Consider the following 19,070-nt stretch of genomic DNA (forward strand, 5'->3'; position numbering starts at 1 on the left):
TAAATTATCAAATGTTCACGAAAAAGAAATACGTTGCTCAGCAATGAGCGACGGTCAGTATTTTGAGTGAGCGACCCCTTGGTAACCCAAGGGTGGCAGCAATGCCAACAAACAGAGATTGAACTGAAGAGTTTGATCCTGGCTCAGATTGAACGCTGGCGGCATGCTTTACACATGCAAGTCGAACGGCAGCGCGGGGCAACCTGGCGGCGAGTGGCGAACGGGTGAGTAATATATCGGAACGTACCCAAGAGTGGGGGATAACGTAGCGAAAGTTACGCTAATACCGCATACGATCTAAGGATGAAAGTGGGGGATTCGCAAGGACCTCATGCTCCTGGAGCGGCCGATATCTGATTAGCTAGTTGGTGAGGTAAAGGCTCACCAAGGCGACGATCAGTAGCTGGTCTGAGAGGACGACCAGCCACACTGGGACTGAGACACGGCCCAGACTCCTACGGGAGGCAGCAGTGGGGAATTTTGGACAATGGGCGCAAGCCTGATCCAGCAATGCCGCGTGAGTGAAGAAGGCCTTCGGGTTGTAAAGCTCTTTTGTCAGGGAAGAAACGGTTGGGGCTAATATCCCCGGCTAATGACGGTACCTGAAGAATAAGCACCGGCTAACTACGTGCCAGCAGCCGCGGTAATACGTAGGGTGCGAGCGTTAATCGGAATTACTGGGCGTAAAGCGTGCGCAGGCGGTTTTGTAAGTCTGACGTGAAATCCCCGGGCTCAACCTGGGAATTGCGTTGGAGACTGCAAGGCTGGAGTCTGGCAGAGGGGGGTAGAATTCCACGTGTAGCAGTGAAATGCGTAGAGATGTGGAGGAACACCGATGGCGAAGGCAGCCCCCTGGGTCAAGACTGACGCTCATGCACGAAAGCGTGGGGAGCAAACAGGATTAGATACCCTGGTAGTCCACGCCCTAAACGATGTCTACTAGTTGTCGGGTTTTAATTAACTTGGTAACGCAGCTAACGCGTGAAGTAGACCGCCTGGGGAGTACGGTCGCAAGATTAAAACTCAAAGGAATTGACGGGGACCCGCACAAGCGGTGGATGATGTGGATTAATTCGATGCAACGCGAAAAACCTTACCTACCCTTGACATGTCAGGAAGCTCCGAGAGATTGGAGTGTGCCCGAAAGGGAGCCTGAACACAGGTGCTGCATGGCTGTCGTCAGCTCGTGTCGTGAGATGTTGGGTTAAGTCCCGCAACGAGCGCAACCCTTGTCATTAGTTGCTACGAAAGGGCACTCTAATGAGACTGCCGGTGACAAACCGGAGGAAGGTGGGGATGACGTCAAGTCCTCATGGCCCTTATGGGTAGGGCTTCACACGTCATACAATGGTACATACAGAGGGCCGCCAACCCGCGAGGGGGAGCTAATCCCAGAAAGTGTATCGTAGTCCGGATCGCAGTCTGCAACTCGACTGCGTGAAGTTGGAATCGCTAGTAATCGCGGATCAGCATGCCGCGGTGAATACGTTCCCGGGTCTTGTACACACCGCCCGTCACACCATGGGAGCGGGTTTTACCAGAAGTAGGTAGCTTAACCGCAAGGGGGGCGCTTACCACGGTAGGATTCGTGACTGGGGTGAAGTCGTAACAAGGTAGCCGTATCGGAAGGTGCGGCTGGATCACCTCCTTTCTAGAGTAGCACCGGGGCGAAAGCCCAGCATCAAGCGTCCACGCTTATCGGCTGTTGAACAGTAAAGAACAGTGTTTCGGGGCTGTAGCTCAGCTGGTTAGAGCACCGTGTTGATAACGCGGGGGTCGTTGGTTCGAGTCCAACCAGCCCTACCAGTCAACGCAGTTGCCTATAAAAATCATCTGGCTTTGCCAGGGATTTTTATCTGGATCCACAAAAAAGTAGGTTTGTACTTTTTTGTGAATGAATTCCGGGGGATTAGCTCAGCTGGGAGAGCACCTGCTTTGCAAGCAGGGGGTCGTCGGTTCGATCCCGTCATCCTCCACCAAAAGTTCAAACGTAAGCGATGCGAGAGCATGCGTTTAGGTTTGGTCTTTTCGAGATCACTGTTTTTTCGTTCTTTAACAATCTGGAAGAAGTAAAGTTTTCTTTAAGCGTGTAGTTGGTCGAAAGATCAAATGCACACTTAGGGTAGTAATCTGTATGTATCAACAAACAAAGTAAGCTGAACTCTTGTAATTATGACGTTCCCTGACACTCATGCAGGGGCCAAAGTTATAGGGACAAGTGAATAAGTGCACATGGTGGATGCCTTGGCGATTACAGGCGATGAAGGACGTAGTAGCTTGCGATAAGCTGCGGGGAGCTAGCAAACGAGCTTTGATCCGCAGATTTCCGAATGGGGAAACCCGGCCCTTTGGGTCATCGTACACTGAATACATAGGTGTACGAAGCGAACGCGGCGAACTGAAACATCTAAGTAGCTGCAGGAAAAGAAATCAACCGAGATTCCCAAAGTAGTGGCGAGCGAAATGGGATGAGCCTTGTACGTGATAGTCGATCGGATAGTGGAACGGATTGGAAACTCCGGCCATAGCGGGTGATAGCCCCGTACACGAAATCCGGACGGTGATACTAAGCGTACGACAAGTAGGGCGGGACACGAGAAATCCTGTCTGAAGATGGGGGGACCATCCTCCAAGGCTAAATACTCGTAATCGACCGATAGTGAACCAGTACCGTGAGGGAAAGGCGAAAAGAACCCCGGGAGGGGAGTGAAATAGATCCTGAAACCGTGTGCATACAAACAGTCGGAGCGGACTTGATCCGTGACGGCGTACCTTTTGTATAATGGGTCAGCGACTTACATTCAGTGGCGAGGTTAACCGGATAGGGGAGCCGTAGAGAAATCGAGTCCGAACAGGGCGACAGTCGCTGGGTGTAGACCCGAAACCAGGTGATCTACCCATGGCCAGGATGAAGGTGCGGTAACACGCCCTGGAGGTCCGAACCCACTAATGTTGAAAAATTAGGGGATGAGCTGTGGGTAGGGGTGAAAGGCTAAACAAACCTGGAAATAGCTGGTTCTCTCCGAAAACTATTTAGGTAGTGCCTCAAGTATCACCATCGGGGGTAGAGCACTGTTATGGCTAGGGGGTCATTGCGACTTACCAAACCATTGCAAACTCCGAATACCGATGAGTGCGAGCTTGGGAGACAGACGTCGGGTGCTAACGTCCGGCGTCAAGAGGGAAACAACCCAGACCGCCAGCTAAGGTCCCAAAGATTGGCTAAGTGGAAAACGAAGTGGGAAGGCTAAAACAGTCAGGATGTTGGCTTAGAAGCAGCCATCATTTAAAGAAAGCGTAATAGCTCACTGATCGAGTCGTCCTGCGCGGAAGATGTAACGGGGCTAAGCCAGTCACCGAAGCTGCGGATCTTCTTTATTGAAGATGGTAGGAGAGCGTTCCGTAAGCCTGAGAAGGTGTCTCGTAAGGGATGCTGGAGGTATCGGAAGTGCGAATGCTGACATGAGTAGCGATAATGCGGGTGAAAAGCCCGCACGCCGTAAGCCCAAGGTTTCCTGTTCAACGTTCATCGGAGCAGGGTGAGTCGGCCCCTAAGGCGAGGCAGAGATGCGTAGCTGATGGGAAGCAGGTTAATATTCCTGCACCGTCGTATGATGCGATGGGGGGACGGATCGCGGAAGGTTGTCCAGCTGTTGGAATAGCTGGTTTCTGGTTCATAGAAGGCGCTTAGGCAAATCCGGGCGCGGGATTCAAGGGACTGGGACGTGTGGCCATGTGCCACGAAGCAATCGGAAGTGGTTCCAAGAAAAGCCTCTAAGCTTCAGTCATACGAGACCGTACCGCAAACCGACACAGGTGGGCGAGATGAGTATTCTAAGGCGCTTGAGAGAACTCGGGAGAAGGAACTCGGCAAATTGGTACCGTAACTTCGGGAAAAGGTACGCCCCGGTAGCTTGACTGCTTTGCTGCAGGAGGGTGAAAGGGTTGCAATAAACTGGTGGCTGCGACTGTTTAATAAAAACACAGCACTCTGCAAACACGAAAGTGGACGTATAGGGTGTGACGCCTGCCCGGTGCTGGAAGATTAAATGATGGGGTGCAAGCTCTTGATTGAAGTCCCAGTAAACGGCGGCCGTAACTATAACGGTCCTAAGGTAGCGAAATTCCTTGTCGGGTAAGTTCCGACCTGCACGAATGGCGTAACGATGGCCACACTGTCTCCTCCCGAGACTCAGCGAAGTTGAAATGTTTGTGATGATGCAATCTACCCGCGGCTAGACGGAAAGACCCCATGAACCTTTACTGTAGCTTTGCATTGGACTTTGAACCAATCTGTGTAGGATAGGTGGGAGGCTTTGAAGCGGGGACGCCAGTTCCCGTGGAGCCATCCTTGAAATACCACCCTGGTTTGTTTGAGGTTCTAACCTTGGCCCGTGATCCGGGTCGGGGACAGTGCATGGTAGGCAGTTTGACTGGGGCGGTCTCCTCCTAAAGTGTAACGGAGGAGTTCGAAGGTACGCTAGGTACGGTCGGACATCGTGCTAATAGTGCAATGGCATAAGCGTGCTTAACTGCGAGACCGACAAGTCGAGCAGGTACGAAAGTAGGACATAGTGATCCGGTGGTTCTGTATGGAAGGGCCATCGCTCAACGGATAAAAGGTACTCTGGGGATAACAGGCTGATTCCTCCCAAGAGTTCATATCGACGGGGGAGTTTGGCACCTCGATGTCGGCTCATCACATCCTGGGGCTGTAGCCGGTCCCAAGGGTATGGCTGTTCGCCATTTAAAGTGGTACGTGAGCTGGGTTTAAAACGTCGTGAGACAGTTTGGTCCCTATCTGCCGTGGGCGTTGGAAATTTGAAGGGGGCTGCTCCTAGTACGAGAGGACCGGAGTGGACGAACCTCTGGTGTACCGGTTGTCACGCCAGTGGCATTGCCGGGTAGCTAAGTTCGGAAGAGATAACCGCTGAAAGCATCTAAGCGGGAAACTCGCCTTGAGATGAGATTTCCCGGAGCCTTGAGCTCCTTGAAGGGTCGTTCGAGACCAGGACGTTGATAGGCTGGGTGTGGAAGTGCAGTAATGCATTAAGCTAACCAGTACTAATTGCCCGTACGGCTTGTCCCTATAACCTTGGCAGTCATGCCAGAGACGAGGGTTCGGCTGTTTGTTGATACAGGCAACACCACAGATTACAGAAAACACTTCTTCCAGATTCAGGGTGGCGTCGCGCACAGCACGACGCACCCGTACAAGTCATGCCTGATGACCATAGCAAGTCGGTACCACCCCTTCCCATCCCGAACAGGACCGTGAAACGACTTTGCGCCGATGATAGTGCTGCAACCAGTGTGAAAGTAGGTTATCGTCAGGCTAGTTATAAGCAAAGCCCCGCTCAGTGAACTGAGCGGGGCTTTTTGCTTTTGGAAAAGCAAACCCCACCGTCCAGATCTGCGGTGAAGATCCTCACTCTAGGCGAGGTTTTTCGTTTTGGGACAACGATCCATTGTTGCCAGCTTGTGACTATGTGTCCTTTATGAATTGATACCATTTGATCTTTATCAATTTGTATCTCATCATGAACGCGATGGTGAATTCTTTATTTATATTGTTTGCGCACTTTCACGCATCAGCAAACGAGAATGAGGACCTTCATGCACCGTTCACTGCATAGTCTGCAAGGAGCTGCCAACCCAGGCCTGTCCATCGTCCTGGCCGCCATCATGGCCACCGGCCTGGGCGCGTGCCACCACGATTCCCACGATACCCAACCGTCGCCGCCACCTGTCACGGCTGCCTTCAGCGCCGAAGTAGCGCGGACCTCGCATGGCCTGGTACACGTGCGCGCCAACGATTTCCGCAGTCTCGGTTATGGGCTGGCCTACGCGTACGCCCAGGACAACATCTGCATGTTCGCGGATTCGCTGCTGACCGCGCGCGGTGAACGCTCGCAATTCTTCGGGCCGGACGCGCATGCTACCGCGCGCAGCGGCGACGAATACGGTTCCGCCAGCGGCTTCATGGACCTGAGCAACCAGGACAGCGACTTTTTCTTCAAAGGCTACGTCGACCTCGACCAGCTGCGCGCCAATTATGCTGCCGGCGCCAAGGAACCGCGCGATGTACTCGAAGGTTATGTCGCCGGGTACAACCGTTACCTGAAGGACTATGCCGGCAAGTACCCGGCTGCCTGCAACAATGCCAAATGGGTGCGGCCGATCACGCTCGACGACATGTATCTGGTCTTGGCGGAAAAGGCCCTGCACGCCTCGGGCGAAGTGTTCGCCAAGGAACTGGTGGCCGGCGCACGCGACCCCGGCATCAGCGCACCGGTGCTGTCGTACGCCAGGCGCAAGCCCGACCCTGCCTTCTTCATGGCGCGCCTGCAACACATGCAGCGCCATGCGTTCGGCAGCAACGCGCTTGCGGTCGGCAAGGACATGTCTGCCAGCGGACGCGGCCTGTTGCTGGGCAATCCGCACTATCCGTGGACCAGCACCGACCGCTTCTACCAGGCGCACCTGACCGTCCCCGGACGCTACGATGCGATGGGCGTCATCCTCGGCGGCATGCCGATGATCGTGATCGGCTTCAACCAGAACGTGGCGTGGAGCCATACGGTCAGCTTCGCCAACCATTTCACCACGTTCAGGCTGGCCCTGGACCAGGGCGACGCCACCGGCACGACGTACCTGATCGATGGCGAGCGCATCAAGATGTCGTCCAAGACCGTGACCATCGATATGCTGATGGCGGACGGCAGCCTGGTAAAACGCAGCAAGACTTTCTATTTCAGCCGTCAGGGCGCGGTGCTGGTCAAGCCGGAAGCCGGCATCAACTGGACCACCAACGCGGCTTATGTGTTGAACGATCCCAACCGCAACAACACCCGCCTGCTGGAACAATGGCTCGGCATCGGCACGGCGACCAGCGTGCAGACCCTCAAGGCGTCGCTCGACAAAGTGGCCGGCCTGCCGTGGGTGTACACGCTGGCGGCCGACCGCGACGGCAATGCCTTGTTCGCCGATGCCAGCGTGGTGCCGCGCATGGGCGCCGACAAGTTCGCCAGCGATTGCCTGCTGCTGGCGGCGCTCGCCCTGTTCGACGGCTCGCGTGCGGCTTGCGCCCTGGGACAGGATGCGAATGCGCCGGCCGGCATCTATTCGCCGGCCAATGCGCCGTCGATGCTGCGTACCGATTATGTCGCCAACTCCAACGACAGCTACTGGCTGACCAATGCGCGCGCACTGCTCACCGGGCCGGCGCCGCTGGGCTATTCACCGCTGTACGGCCGCACCGGCATCGAACAGAAGCTGCGTACGCGCATCGGTTTCCGCCAGTTCGAGGAGCGCGTCCAGCAAAAGCAGAAGCTGCAACTAAGCGATCTGCAGGATCTGATGTTCGCCGACCGCGTGTATGCGGCGGAACTGGTACTGCCGGACCTGTTGCCGGCCTGCGCGGCGAGCAGCGACGCGACTATCGTCCAGGCCTGCACCGCCTTGCAGGGCTGGGACCGGCGCACCAACGTCGACAGCCGCGGCGCCGTGCTGTTCCGCGAGTTCTGGAACATTGCCGCCAACCTGAGCAATAAATGGGCGGTGCCCTTGAATCCCGCCGACCCGGTGAACACGCCGTCCGGCGTGGCGCCGGCGGCGATGCCGGCGATGCTGGCCGCGCTCAAGACTGCCGCGCTGAAACTGCAGTCGGTCAACGTGCCGTTCGACGGCCGCCTGGGCGATTACCAAGGTGAAACGCGCAACGGCGTGCGCACGCCCATGCACGGCGGCGTCGGCGACATCGACGGATCCTACAATTCGATCCGCATGAGCACGGACCTGACCCCGACCGGCTACAACAACGTGTACTGGGGCGCCAGCTATATCCAGACGGTCACCTTCGACGACAACGGCCCGCTGGCCCAGGCCATGCTGACCTACGGGCAGTCGGTGGATCCGAAGTCGCCGTATTATGCCGACCAGATCGGCATCTATGCGCGCAAGGAGTGGCCGGTGCTGCCTTTTACCCAGGACAAGATCAAAGCAGATCCGAACTATAAAAGCATGACGCTATCCGAGTGAATACGGCTGACTGCATCATGCTTGCGTGATCAGGCCTGCGACAGCGGCGCCGGGTCCTGCGCTACCGCCGTTGCCGCCTTGCCCTTGCTGATGCTCTCGCCATCGCTGCGGCGCAGGCGCCAGAACACCAGCGACGACAGCATCGTCGTCACCGCCAGTGCGATAAAAGCGTGGTGCAGCGCCTGGGTGACCATCGGCTGGTTGGTCTGCGGCACGCGGCCGAGGAACCAGGCGGTCACCAGCGAGCCCGACGCCAGGCCGAAGCTCATCGACAGTTGCTGGAACGAGCTGGCGATGGTGCTGGCCATGCTGGAATCCTTGGTCTCGACGTCGGAATAGGCCAGCGTATTCATGCTGGAAAACTGCAGCGAATTGAAGAAGCCCTGCAGCAGGCCGATGCCGGCGATCGCATACCAGGGCGTGCCCGGTCCGACCAGCGAGAACAGGCCGATGGTCAGGCCGATGCAAATCGTGTTCACCACCAGCACCTGCCGATAGCCGAAGCGCGCCAGTACCCTGGGCGCGATCAGCTTCATGCCCATCGCCGCCGCCGCGGTCGGCATCATCAGCAGGCCCGACTGCCAGGCCGGCAACTTCAGGCCGAGCTGGTACAGCAGCGGCAGCAGGAAGGGCAGGCCGCCCACGCCCAGGCGCGTGATGAAGCCGCCCAGCACCGAGATGCGGAAGGTGCGTATCTTCAACAGCGCCAGGCGCAGCAGGGGAAACGGGTCGCGCTGCGCGTGCCGGACGTAGGCGCCCAGCAGGGCGATCGACAGCACCAGCATCAGGCCGGCGGTGACGCCGTCCAGCGTGTGTTCGCCGAACACTTCCAGCAGCCACGACAGGATCGCGGTGCCGGAACTGAACAGGATCAGGCCGAGCACGTCCAGCGGCCGCTTTTCGGCGCCATGGTAGTCCGGCATGTAGCGCACCACCAGGTACAGCGCCGTCAGGCCGACCGGCACGTTGACGAAGAAGATCGTGCGCCACGTCGTCAGGTGCACCAGCAGGCCGCCGACGGTCGGCCCGAGCAGCGGCCCGATCAATGCCGGCAGGATCACGAAATTCATCGCGCCCAGCAATTCGTTCTTGGGAAAGGTGCGGATGATGGCCAGGCGTCCGACCGGCATCATCATGGCGCCGCCCAAGCCCTGCAGCAGGCGCGCCGCCACCAGCATTTGCGGGTTGAGCGCCAGGCCGCACAGCACCGAGGCCAGCGTGAAGACCGCGATCGCGCTGCCGAACACGCGCCGCGTGCCGAAGCGGTCGGCCATCCAGCCGCTCACCGGGATGCCCACGGCCAGGCTCAAAATGTAGCTGGTGGCGATCGATTTCAGGCTCAGCGGTGTGACCGCGAGATCGGCGGCGATGCTGGGGATGGCGGTGTTGACGATGGTGGCGTCGAGCTGTTCCATGAACAGCGCGGTGGCCACCAGCCACGGCAGGTAGCTTTTGAAGGTGCTGGTGTCGGTCATCGGGTTCGTCTTTGTGACACGCCGGACGGGTGTGGTCCGACGATTGTCACATAAATGACCAGGCGCCGATTTTCAGTTCCCGGCCTGGAGCCCGAGCGCGATGATCAGAACTGGTAGGCCGCGCGCACCAGCGCCAGGTTGACGCCGCCGTTCGGGTGCTTGATGCCGCCGTTCGAGTAATGCTGGATGCGCACGCCGATGTCCCACTTGTTCGGCAGCACGTAGCCGACGCCGACGTGGTCGGCGAATTCGTACGCGGTCGACAGCTGGCGGTGGGTATTGCGGTAGACGCTCGAGAACACGCTGGCGCCGATGCCGGCTTCGCCGTACAGGCCCAGCTTGTCGTCGGCTTCCCAGCGGAACACCGGGGTGATGCCGATCACGGCCAGGTTCTTGCGGCGGCCGGCGACGTCGTCCCAGCGGTTGGCGCGCCAGTAGGCGACGTTGGCGTCCCAGTAGCCGGACAAATGGTAGCCGGCGGTCGGCAGCCAGTTCCTGTTCCAGTTCTTCTGGGCCGACAGGCGCACCACCTGCACGTGCTCGCCACCGCCGCCTTCCAGCGCGACCGAGTCGTACCAGCCGTCGGCGGCGAAGCTTGCCTGGGACACGCCCAGCGCCGCCACGGCGGCCAGCGACATCACGAGTTTTTTAGAGGAGACCATATTCCGTATGCCTTTTATGAATGAGCGCCGTGGAAATAAAAGAGAAGCCGGCGAATCCCGGTATTTTAGCTGTGCCGCGAGTTTTACGTGGCCGGGCCGTCAATTGTAGAATCGGCATCACACTTTCACCCGCGAGGACCCGATGGATCATCCAACCCTGGCATTTCTCGGCATCGGCCTGATGGGCAAGCCGATGGCGCTGCGGCTGGCGCGGGCCGGCCATCCGCTGCGCGCCTGGAACCGCCATCCGGACAAGGCCGAAGCCTTGCGCGCCGAGGATGCCGCGGCCGGCATCCTGCCCTGCGCCAGCCTGGCCGACGTGCTGGACGGCGCCGCCATCGTCGTCTCGATGCTGGCGGCGGGCCCGGCGGTCGGCGCCGTGATCGATGCTTCTCTGCCGGCGCTGGCGCCCGGCACGCTGTGGATCGACATGAGTTCGACGCGCCAGGACGAGGCCGTCGACTTCGCCCGGCGCCTGGCCGCGCGCGGCTGCGCCTTCGTCGACGCGCCGGTGTCGGGCGGCGTGCTCGGCGCCGAGGCTGGGTCGCTGGCGATCATGGCCGGCGCCGATGAAACCGACTTTACGCGCGCGCAGCCGGTGTTGCGCGTGCTCGGCCAGCCGACCAGGGTGGGAGACGTCGGCAGCGGCCAGGTGGCCAAGCTGTGCAACCAGTTGATCGTCGGCGCCACCATCGGCATCGTGGCCGAGGCGCTGTTGCTGGCCGACGCCGCCGGCGCCGATCCGGCGGCGGTGCGCGAGGCGATCCGCGGCGGCTTTGCCGGCAGCTGCGTGCTGGACGTGCACGGACAGCGCATGCTGGAACGGAATTTCATCCCCGGCGGCCAGGTCAAGACGCAGTCGAAGGACCAGGCGAATATCCTGGCGGCAGCGCGCGATGCGGGCCTGCAGCTGCCGCTGACCGAGCTGGTGACGCGCCACTACGAAGCGCTGGCCGCCGACCTGCCGGCGGCCGACCACGCCGCCGCCTTAATCGCGCTGGAGCGCTTGAATCCCGGCAAGCGCCTGGGCGACCGGCCGGACTGCCTGCCGGACGGCGCCGGCTAGCCGCCTGCATGCATGCCTCCTGGAGAACGCGGCACATGGCGCGGTAGCCGGCAATGTGTACGCCATCGGCCATCGGGCATCGGCTGGGCGGACATCGCGTGCGCCGTCCGGCCGGCTTGCTGCGTCACCATGAGCGCATGCCCGGGCAGCCGGCCACACGCCGGCCTGCGCGGCCATCCGCCACTTTCCACGGAGACCAGCATGAAATTGATCGGCATCGAAGAACACTTCTTGACACCCGAAGTCCGCGCCGCCTGGCGCGCTGCCGGCCTGGACGCGCTCGATCCCAGCGTCGGCCACCAGTCCGGCGTGATCGAGCGGCGCATCATGGACATCGCGAGCGAACGCCTGGCACTGATGGATGAAACCGGACTGGACGTGCAGGTGCTGTCGATGACCACGCCGGCGCTGCATGAAGTCACCGAGGGCAGCGTCGACATGGCGCGCCGCGTCAACGACGGCGTGGCCGAGGCCATCGCCCGTCATCCCGACCGCTTCCAGGCTTTCGCCACGCTGCCGGTGACGGAACCCGAAGCGGCCGCGCGTGAACTGGAACGCTGCGTCGCGACGCTGGGGTTCAAGGGCACGATGCTGCACGGGCGGGTGGGCGCGCGCAACCTGGATCATCCGGATTTGCGCCCGATCTTCGAGACCGTGGCCAGGCTGCGGGTGCCGGTCATGCTGCACCCGCGCACGCCGTCGCAGGCGGTGCGCGACGCCTATTATTCCGGCTTCAGTGCCGAGGTCGATGGCGCCTTCGCCACCTTCGGCCTGGGCTGGCACTACGATGCCGGCATCCAGTTCGTGCGCCTGGTGCTGGCCGGCACCTTCGACCGCTTTCCCGACTTGCAGCTGATCCTCGGCCACTGGGGAGAAGTGGTGCTGTTCTATGCGGAACGCCTGGCGGCGATGGACCGCGTGGCCGGGCTGGAACAGCCGATCGAGGCGTATTTGCGCAGGAACCTGTACGTGACCTCGAGCGGCATCTTCCTGCCGCATTACCTGGAACGCGCCATGGCGCTGGTCGGGCCGGAGCGATTGCTGTTCTCGACCGATTATCCGTACCAGTACCGCGAAGGGGGCGATGCGCGCCGGTTCCTGGACAGCTGCGGGCTGGAGGAGAAGGAAAAGGCCGGGTTTGCGTACCGTAACTGGGAGCGGCTGACCGGTTCCCTACTGAGATAAGTTCTAAAGCGCGTCGTCCCCGCGAAGGCGGGGACCCATACTGAGTCCACAATAATGCATGCGATGCAGCTTTGGTAAGGTCAGCTTGGGTTCCTGCCAGGAGGCCGCCGAGGCCGAGAACGACGAGTGATCGACATCAGGCCGACGTACCACCCACCGCCAAGCTCATCTCCACCAGCCGTACCCAATAGCTGGCCCCGATCGGCAGCAGCTGGTCGTTGAAATCGTAGCTGCCGTTATGCAACTGGCACGGCCCCAGCCCATGCCCGCCGATGCGGTGTTCGCCGTCGCCGTTGCCGAGGAAGACGTAGCAGCCCGGCTTGGCCTGCAGCATGAAGGCGAAGTCCTCGGCGCCCATGGTCGGCTCGACATTGATGTCCACGCTGTCGGCGCCGACCACGGCGCGCATCGCCTCGATCGCGAACGCGGTCTTGTCCTTGTCGTTGACCAGCGGCGGATAATTGCGCTTGAACTTGAAGTCGACCGCCGCGCCGAAGCCGCCGGCGACGCCGCCGGCGATTTCGCTCATCCGGCGCTCGATCAGGTCCAGCACGCCGGTACTGAAGGTGCGCACGGTGCCGACCAGCTCGGCCTCGTTGGGGATCACGTTGGTGGCGCTGCCGGCGTGGATTTGTGTGATCGACAGCACCGCGCTGTCCAGCGGGTTCTTTTCGCGCGAAATGATGGTCTGCCAGGCTTGCGCGATCTGCACCGCCACCATCACCGGGTCGATGCCGCGGTGCGGCTGCGCCGCGTGCGCGCCCTTGCCCTTGACGGTGACGCGGAACTCGTTACTGGAGGCCATCATGGGGCCGGCGGTGACGGCGAAGGTGCCGGCCTTGATGCCCGGCCAGTTGTGCAGACCGTACACCGCGTCCATCGGAAACTGGTCGAACAAACCGTCTTCCATCATGCGCCGGGCGCCGGCGCCGCCTTCCTCGGCTGGCTGGAAGATCAGGTACACGGTGCCGTCGAAGTTGCGGTTCTGCGACAGATAATGGGCCGCACCCAGCAACATGGTGGTATGCCCGTCATGGCCGCACGCATGCATCTTGCCCGGATTGCGCGACGCGTGCTCAAATGTGTTGAGTTCCTGCATCGGCAGGGCGTCCATGTCGGCGCGCAGTCCGATCGCGCGTTCGGAGCTGCCGTTTTTGATGATGCCGACCACGCCGGTGACGCCCAGGCCGCGCACCACCGGGATGCCCCATTCGGTCAGGCGCGCCGCGACCACGTCGGCGGTGCGCTGTTCCTGGTAGCTCAGTTCGGGGTGGGCGTGGATGTCGCGCCGGATGGTTTCGAGTTCGGACTGGAAAGCGAGAATGGGTTCGACGAGTCGCATTGTGATCTCCCTGTTGTCTGTGTCGGCGCCTTGCCGCTGCCTGCCTGGCAATGCCTGTCGGGTCTATTCTAGCCCTTCCGTGGCGCCCGCCGCCAGACCTGCACGGCAGCGGCTGGAATCGGATAAAGTATTGGATTCTCGACGTTTTTCCCCGGATTGATTGAATGACCAAGACCCTCGTCAGGGCCGCCTGCCCGCATGACTGCCCCGATACCTGCGCCATCCTCGTGACCGTGGAAGACGGGGTGGCGACCGAGATCAAGGGCGATCCGGAGCATCCGACCACGGCCGGGGTGTTGTGCACCAAGGTGTCGCGCTACATCGAGCGCACCTACCATCCGGACCGCTTGCTGACCCCGCTGCGCCGCGTCGGCAAGAAGGGAGAAGGCAAGTTCGCGCCGATCGGCTGGGACGAGGCGCTGGACGAGATCGCGGCGCGCTTGTCTCCCATCGCCGCACGCGATCCGCAGGCGATCCTGCCGTACAGCTATTGCGGCACCATGGGCCTGGTGCAGGGAGAAGCCATGGCGATGCGCTTCTTTCATTCGCTGGGCGCGTCCCTGCTGGACCGCACCGTGTGCGCCACCGCCGGTTTTACGGGCTACAAGTACACCATCGGCGGCTCGATCGGCACCGACATGGAAACCTTCCAGGATGCCAAGCTGATCCTGATCTGGGGCGGCAACCCGATCGCTTCCAACCTGCACTTCTGGACGCGCGTGCAGGAAGCCAAGCGCCGCGGCGCAAAACTGATCGCGATCGACCCGTACCGTTCCCTCACCGCCGAGAAGTGCCACCAGCACATCGCCCTGATGCCGGGCACCGACGCCGCGCTGGCGCTGGGCATGATGCATGTGCTGATCGCCGAAGACCTGCTGGATCACGCCTACATCGATGCCCACACGCTCGGTTTCGCGGCATTGAAGGAGCGCGTGGCGGCGTGGACGCCCGAGCTTACCGCCGCCACCTGCGGCATCGGCGTGGACGAGGTGGTGCAGCTGGCGCGCGACTACGGCCGCACCGCGATGGCAGGGGATGCGGTGGCGATCCGCGTCAACTACGGCATGCAGCGCGTGCGCGGCGGCGGCATGGCGGTGCGCAACGTCGCCTGCCTGCCGGCGCTGGTGGGCGCCTGGCGCCACGCGGCCGGCGGCATCCAGCTGTCCAGCTCGGGCTCGTTCCCGTCCAACAAGGCGGCGCTGCAGCGCGCCGACCTGCTGGCCGGACGCACCCCGCGCACCATCAACATGAATACCATCGGCGACGACCTGCTGCGCGAGGCTTCGCCGGCATTCGGACCGAAGATCGAGGCGGTGATCGTCTACAACGCCAACCCGGTGGCGATCGCGCCGGATTCGTCGAAGGTGCAGCGCGGCTTCGAGCGCGACGACTTGTTCACCGTGGTGCTGGAACACTTTAGAACCGATTCGGTGGACTATGCCGACATCGTGCTGCCGGCCACCACCCAGCTCGAGCACGTCGATGCCCACCTGTCCTACGGCCACCTTTACATGATGGCCAACAACGCGGCGATTGCTCCGCTGGGCCAGTCGAAGCCGAACACCGAGATCTTCCGCCTGATCGCCAGGCGCATGGGCTTTACCGATGCGCTGTTCGACGAGAGCGACGACCAGCTGGCATCGCAAGCCTTCAACAAGCAGGATGCGCGCGCCGTCCACTTCGATTGGGAATCGCTCAAGCGCAGCGGCTGGAGCAAGCTGAACATGCCGGCCGCGCCGTTCGCCGCCGGCGGCTTCCCGACCCCGTCCGGCAAGTGCGAGTTCTATTCTGCCTCGATGCTGGCCGACGGCCTCGATCCGCTGCCGGACTACATCCCGAACTACGAGTCGGTGGCGTCCAGCCCGGAACTGGCGCAAAAGTACCCGCTGGCGATGATTTCGCCGCCGGCGAGGAACTTCCTGAACTCGACCTTTGTCAATGTCCAAAGCCTGCGCGCGACCGAGGGCGAGCCGCGCCTGGACATCCATCCGATCGATGCCGCCGCGCGCGGCATCGCCGACAAGGAGATGGTCCGCATCTTCAACGACCGGGGCGCGTTCGTCGCGCGCGCCCGGGTCACGCCAAAAGCGCGGGCCGGCCTCGTGGTCGGCCTGTCGATCTGGTGGAAAAAGCTCGCCAGCGACGGCAAGAACGCCAATGAAGTCACCAGCCAGCGCCTGACCGACATGGGCCGGGCGCCCACCTTCTACGACACGCTGGTGCAGGTGGAGAGGGCATCTTGAGCAATCGTCACGCACGGCGCGGGCGCTTGCACGAGGCGCCGCCGAGCCGCACCGTCAAAACGAGATATGACACTCCTATCGCGCATCACCCCGTGGTTGCGGCCCATGCTGGCCGCGGGCGCGGCGGCGGGCCTGCTGGCCAGCTGCTCGACGCTGAACTACTACACGCAGGCGGCCCAGGGCCAGCTTGAACTCCTGTCGGACGCCCGTCCGATCGACGACTGGATCGCCGACCCCGGCACCAGTACCAAACTGCGCCATCGCCTCGAGACGGCGCGCCAGATCCGCCGCTTCGCTGTTAGCGAAATGGATTTACCCGACAACAACAGCTACAAGAACTACGCGGCCCTGAAGCGCCCGTATGTGCTGTGGAACGTGGTCGCCACGCCCGAACTCTCCTTGAAACCGCTGCAGTGGTGCTTTCCGGTGGCCGGCTGCGTCGACTACCGCGGCTACTACGACAAGGGCGCGGCCCAGGCCTACGCCAAGGAACTGCAGGCGGACGGCAACGACGTCGAGGTCGGCGGCGTGGCCGCGTATTCCACGCTGGGCTGGTTCAGCGACCCCCTGATCTCGACCTTCATCAACTACCCGGACGGCGAACTGGCGCGCATGATCTTCCACGAGCTGGCGCACCAGGTGGTGTACGCCCCCGGCGACTCGCAGTTCAACGAAGCCTTCGCCAGCACGGTGGAAGAGGTCGGCGTGGAGCACTGGATGACGCGCTTCGGCAACGGGGCGATGCGCGACGCCTATGCGCGCTACCGGGGCCGCAAGCACGATTTCCTGGCGCTGCTGATGAAGTACCGGAAGGCGCTGGAGCAGAACTACGCCGTGGTCGACCGCGGCGACGCCCAGAAGCGCGTGGTCAAGGCGCGCCTGTTCCAGGAGCTGAAGGACGAGTACCAGGTTTTAAAAGGGAGCTGGGGCGGCTATGCCGGCTACGACCGCTTCTTCGAGCAGCCGCTGTCGAACGCGCACCTGGCCTCGATCGCCACCTACGAGGATTTCGTGCCGGCCTTCCGCGCCATGCTCAAGCGCGACGGCAGCTTCCCGCGCTTCTACCGCTCGGTGCGCCGGCTGGCCGAACTCGATCGCGCCGACCGTCACCGCATCCTGAAGGCGCTGGCGCCGCCGGTGACGCCGGCGCCGCTGATGGTGCAGCGTAGCGAGGCGCCGCCGGCAGCGACTCCGGTCTACTGAGATAGGTTCTTAGTAGGCTTGTTCGAATTGACTTTAAAATACTTGCTATCGGGCGCAGTGCCCGATAGCATCACGTCTTAAAGTAAGCACGACCGTGCGTTTTTTTCGGGGTCGATAAAAAAACACTGGAGACAGAGGCAGCGATGGACAAGATTTGGCTCAAGTCGTATCCTCCCGGCGTTCCCGCGGACATCGATCCCGACGCCTATGGCTCGCTGGTGCAGCTGCTGGAAGAATCGTTCCGGAAGTACGCCGCCAACCAGGCCTTCGTCTGCATGGACCGCTTCCTCACCTACGCCGAGCTGGACGCCATGTCGGCGCGGCTGGCGGCCTGGCTGCAGAGCCGCGGCTTGGTGCCGGGCGCGCGCGTGGCGGTCATGATGCCCAACGTGCTGCAGTATCCGGTGGCGCTGGCCGCCATCCTGCGCGCCGGCTACACGGTGGTCAACGTCAATCCGCTGTACACCGCACGCGAGCTGGAACACCAATTGACCGATTCCGGCAGCGAAGCCATCGTCGTGCTGGAGAACTTCGCGCGCACCGTGCAGCAGGTGCTGGGCAAGACGCCGGTACGCCACGTGGTGGTGGCCAGCATGGGCGAACTGCTGGGCGGCGCCAAGGGCATGCTGGTCGACTTCGTGGTGCGCAGCGTGAAGAAGCTGGTGCCGGAATTCTCGATCCCGCAGATGGTCCGCTTCAAGGATGCGCTGGCGCAGGGCGGCAAGATGCCGTTCACGCCGGCCCGGCTGGCATCGGGCGACATCGCCTTTCTGCAGTACACCGGCGGCACCACCGGCGTGGCCAAGGGCGCGGCGCTCACGCACCGCAACGTGATCGCCAACGTGCTGCAGAGCGAGGCCTGGTCGAAGCAGGCGATGAGCCGCCCGCCGCTGGTCGAGTTCCCGACCATCGTGTGTGCGCTGCCGCTGTACCACATCTTCGCGCTGACCGCGTGCGCGCTGTGGGGCATGCGCGTGGGCGCGCTGAACCTCCTGATTCCGAACCCGCGCGACATCCCGGGCTTCGTCAAGGAGCTGGCTAAATACCGCATCAACATGCTGCCGGCGGTGAACACGTTGTACAACGCGCTGGTGAACAACCCGGGCTTCCGCCACGTCGATTTCTCGGGATTGAAAGTGTCGAACGGCGGCGGCATGGCGGTGCAGCGTGCCGTCAACGACAAGTGGCGGGCGATCACCGGCACCAGCATCATCGAGGGCTACGGCCTGTCCGAGACATCGCCGGTAGCCACCTGCAACCGCTGCGACGCCGATTTCACCGGTACCATCGGCCTGCCGGTGCCGTCGACCGAGGTAGCGATCCTGGATGACGACGGCAACCCGCTGCCGCTCGGGCGCACCGGCGAGATCGCGATCCGCGGCCCGCAGGTGATGGCCGGCTACTGGAACCGGCCGGACGAGACGGCCAAGGTAATGACGGCGGACGGCTGGTTCAAGTCGGGCGACCTGGGCACCATGGACGAGGGCGGCTATGTAAAAATCGTCGACCGCAAGAAGGACATGATCCTGGTGTCGGGTTTTAATGTGTACCCGAACGAACTGGAAGAGGTGATCATGGCGCATCCGGGCGTGCTGGAATGCGCCGTGGTCGGCGTGCCGGACGCGCATTCCGGCGAGGCGGTGAAGGTGTTCGTGGTGCGCCGCGACGCCAGCCTCGACGCCGACGGGCTGATGGCGTATTGCCGCAGCGAGCTCACCGGCTACAAGAGACCGAAGTACATCGAGTTCCGCGACGAACTGCCGAAGACCAATGTCGGCAAGATCCTGCGGCGCGCGCTGCGCGAGGAACGGCAGCCGGCGTGACGGCGAACCAGGATGGCGACAGCCGCCCGCG

General features: G+C 61.8%; 9 protein-coding genes, 2 tRNA genes and 3 rRNA genes. 11 read left to right on the forward strand and 3 right to left on the reverse strand.

Features of this window, described 5'->3' with window-relative positions:
• Positions 1-120: 120 nt before the first annotated feature.
• The 6 genes from HH212_RS09710 to HH212_RS09735 all read left to right on the forward strand — a co-directional run bounded on the left by HH212_RS09710 (position 121) and on the right by HH212_RS09735 (position 8,040).
• Positions 121-1,651, forward strand: a 16S ribosomal RNA gene (locus HH212_RS09710).
• Positions 1,652-1,729: 78 nt separating this feature from the next.
• Positions 1,730-1,806 (forward strand) — tRNA-Ile (locus tag HH212_RS09715).
• 97 nt (positions 1,807-1,903) lie between these two features.
• Positions 1,904-1,979, forward strand: a tRNA-Ala gene (locus HH212_RS09720).
• A 233-nt stretch (positions 1,980-2,212) separates the two neighbouring features.
• A 23S ribosomal RNA gene (locus HH212_RS09725) occupies positions 2,213-5,089 on the forward strand.
• 134 nt (positions 5,090-5,223) lie between these two features.
• Positions 5,224-5,336 (forward strand): 5S ribosomal RNA (rrf, locus tag HH212_RS09730).
• Together the 16S, 23S and 5S rRNA genes with 2 tRNA genes alongside form the textbook arrangement of a ribosomal RNA operon.
• 280 nt (positions 5,337-5,616) lie before the next feature.
• Positions 5,617-8,040, forward strand: a complete 2,424-nt coding sequence (locus tag HH212_RS09735) for a penicillin acylase family protein (RefSeq protein WP_229217650.1) — start codon at positions 5,617-5,619, stop codon at positions 8,038-8,040.
• A 29-nt stretch (positions 8,041-8,069) separates the two neighbouring features.
• Here the strand turns inward: HH212_RS09735 and HH212_RS09740 are convergent, their stop codons facing one another.
• Positions 8,070-9,515 carry a DHA2 family efflux MFS transporter permease subunit gene (locus tag HH212_RS09740; RefSeq protein ID WP_170202296.1) on the reverse strand — a complete coding sequence of 482 codons (1,446 nt, stop codon included), beginning with the start codon at positions 9,513-9,515 and terminating at the stop codon, positions 8,070-8,072.
• A 104-nt stretch (positions 9,516-9,619) separates the two neighbouring features.
• Positions 9,620-10,177, reverse strand: a complete 558-nt coding sequence (locus tag HH212_RS09745) for an acyloxyacyl hydrolase (protein ID WP_170202297.1) — start codon at positions 10,175-10,177, stop codon at positions 9,620-9,622.
• A gap of 142 nt (positions 10,178-10,319) precedes the next feature.
• Between HH212_RS09745 and HH212_RS09750 the strand changes: the two genes are divergently transcribed.
• Both HH212_RS09750 and HH212_RS09755 read left to right on the forward strand, forming a co-directional pair.
• Entirely contained in the window at positions 10,320-11,243 is a 924-nt protein-coding gene (locus HH212_RS09750) for an NAD(P)-dependent oxidoreductase (protein ID WP_170202298.1), read from the forward strand.
• A 201-nt stretch (positions 11,244-11,444) separates the two neighbouring features.
• On the forward strand, positions 11,445-12,428 hold the full coding sequence (locus HH212_RS09755) for an amidohydrolase family protein (protein ID WP_170202299.1): 984 nt from the start codon (positions 11,445-11,447) through the stop codon (positions 12,426-12,428).
• A 136-nt stretch (positions 12,429-12,564) separates the two neighbouring features.
• On the opposite strand, the gene HH212_RS09760 is transcribed toward HH212_RS09755, so the two are convergent.
• Complete coding sequence (locus HH212_RS09760) at positions 12,565-13,770, reverse strand: M20 aminoacylase family protein (RefSeq protein WP_170202300.1); 1,206 nt, start codon at positions 13,768-13,770, stop codon at positions 12,565-12,567.
• Positions 13,771-13,934: 164 nt separating this feature from the next.
• Between HH212_RS09760 and HH212_RS09765 the strand changes: the two genes are divergently transcribed.
• From HH212_RS09765 to HH212_RS09775, 3 genes are all read left to right on the forward strand, one after another.
• Positions 13,935-16,013, forward strand: a complete 2,079-nt coding sequence (locus HH212_RS09765; RefSeq protein ID WP_170202301.1) for a molybdopterin-containing oxidoreductase family protein — start codon at positions 13,935-13,937, stop codon at positions 16,011-16,013.
• Positions 16,014-16,079: 66 nt separating this feature from the next.
• Positions 16,080-17,216, forward strand: coding sequence for an aminopeptidase (locus HH212_RS09770; protein WP_229217651.1), 1,137 nt, complete (start codon positions 16,080-16,082; stop codon positions 17,214-17,216).
• A 143-nt stretch (positions 17,217-17,359) separates the two neighbouring features.
• A complete protein-coding gene (locus HH212_RS09775) occupies positions 17,360-19,039 on the forward strand; it encodes a long-chain-fatty-acid--CoA ligase (RefSeq protein WP_170202302.1) in 1,680 nt (559 codons plus the stop codon).
• Positions 19,040-19,070: the final 31 nt, after the last annotated feature.

Origin of the sequence: Massilia forsythiae (genome assembly GCF_012849555.1) — a bacterium.
Taxonomy (GTDB): Bacteria; Pseudomonadota; Gammaproteobacteria; order Burkholderiales; family Burkholderiaceae_D; genus Telluria; species Telluria forsythiae.

What these genes read in the sequence shown, in the direction of transcription:
- HH212_RS09735 (WP_229217650.1), top strand. Translation starts at nt 5,617, where the DNA reads ATGCACCGTTCACTGCATAGTCTGCAAGGAGCTGCCAACCCAGGCCTG.
- HH212_RS09740 (WP_170202296.1), bottom strand. Translation starts at nt 9,515, where the DNA reads ATGACCGACACCAGCACCTTCAAAAGCTACCTGCCGTGGCTGGTGGCC.
- HH212_RS09745 (WP_170202297.1), bottom strand. Translation starts at nt 10,177, where the DNA reads ATGGTCTCCTCTAAAAAACTCGTGATGTCGCTGGCCGCCGTGGCGGCG.
- HH212_RS09750 (WP_170202298.1), top strand. Translation starts at nt 10,320, where the DNA reads ATGGATCATCCAACCCTGGCATTTCTCGGCATCGGCCTGATGGGCAAG.
- HH212_RS09755 (WP_170202299.1), top strand. Translation starts at nt 11,445, where the DNA reads ATGAAATTGATCGGCATCGAAGAACACTTCTTGACACCCGAAGTCCGC.
- HH212_RS09760 (WP_170202300.1), bottom strand. Translation starts at nt 13,770, where the DNA reads ATGCGACTCGTCGAACCCATTCTCGCTTTCCAGTCCGAACTCGAAACC.
- HH212_RS09765 (WP_170202301.1), top strand. Translation starts at nt 13,935, where the DNA reads ATGACCAAGACCCTCGTCAGGGCCGCCTGCCCGCATGACTGCCCCGAT.
- HH212_RS09770 (WP_229217651.1), top strand. Translation starts at nt 16,080, where the DNA reads ATGACACTCCTATCGCGCATCACCCCGTGGTTGCGGCCCATGCTGGCC.
- HH212_RS09775 (WP_170202302.1), top strand. Translation starts at nt 17,360, where the DNA reads ATGGACAAGATTTGGCTCAAGTCGTATCCTCCCGGCGTTCCCGCGGAC.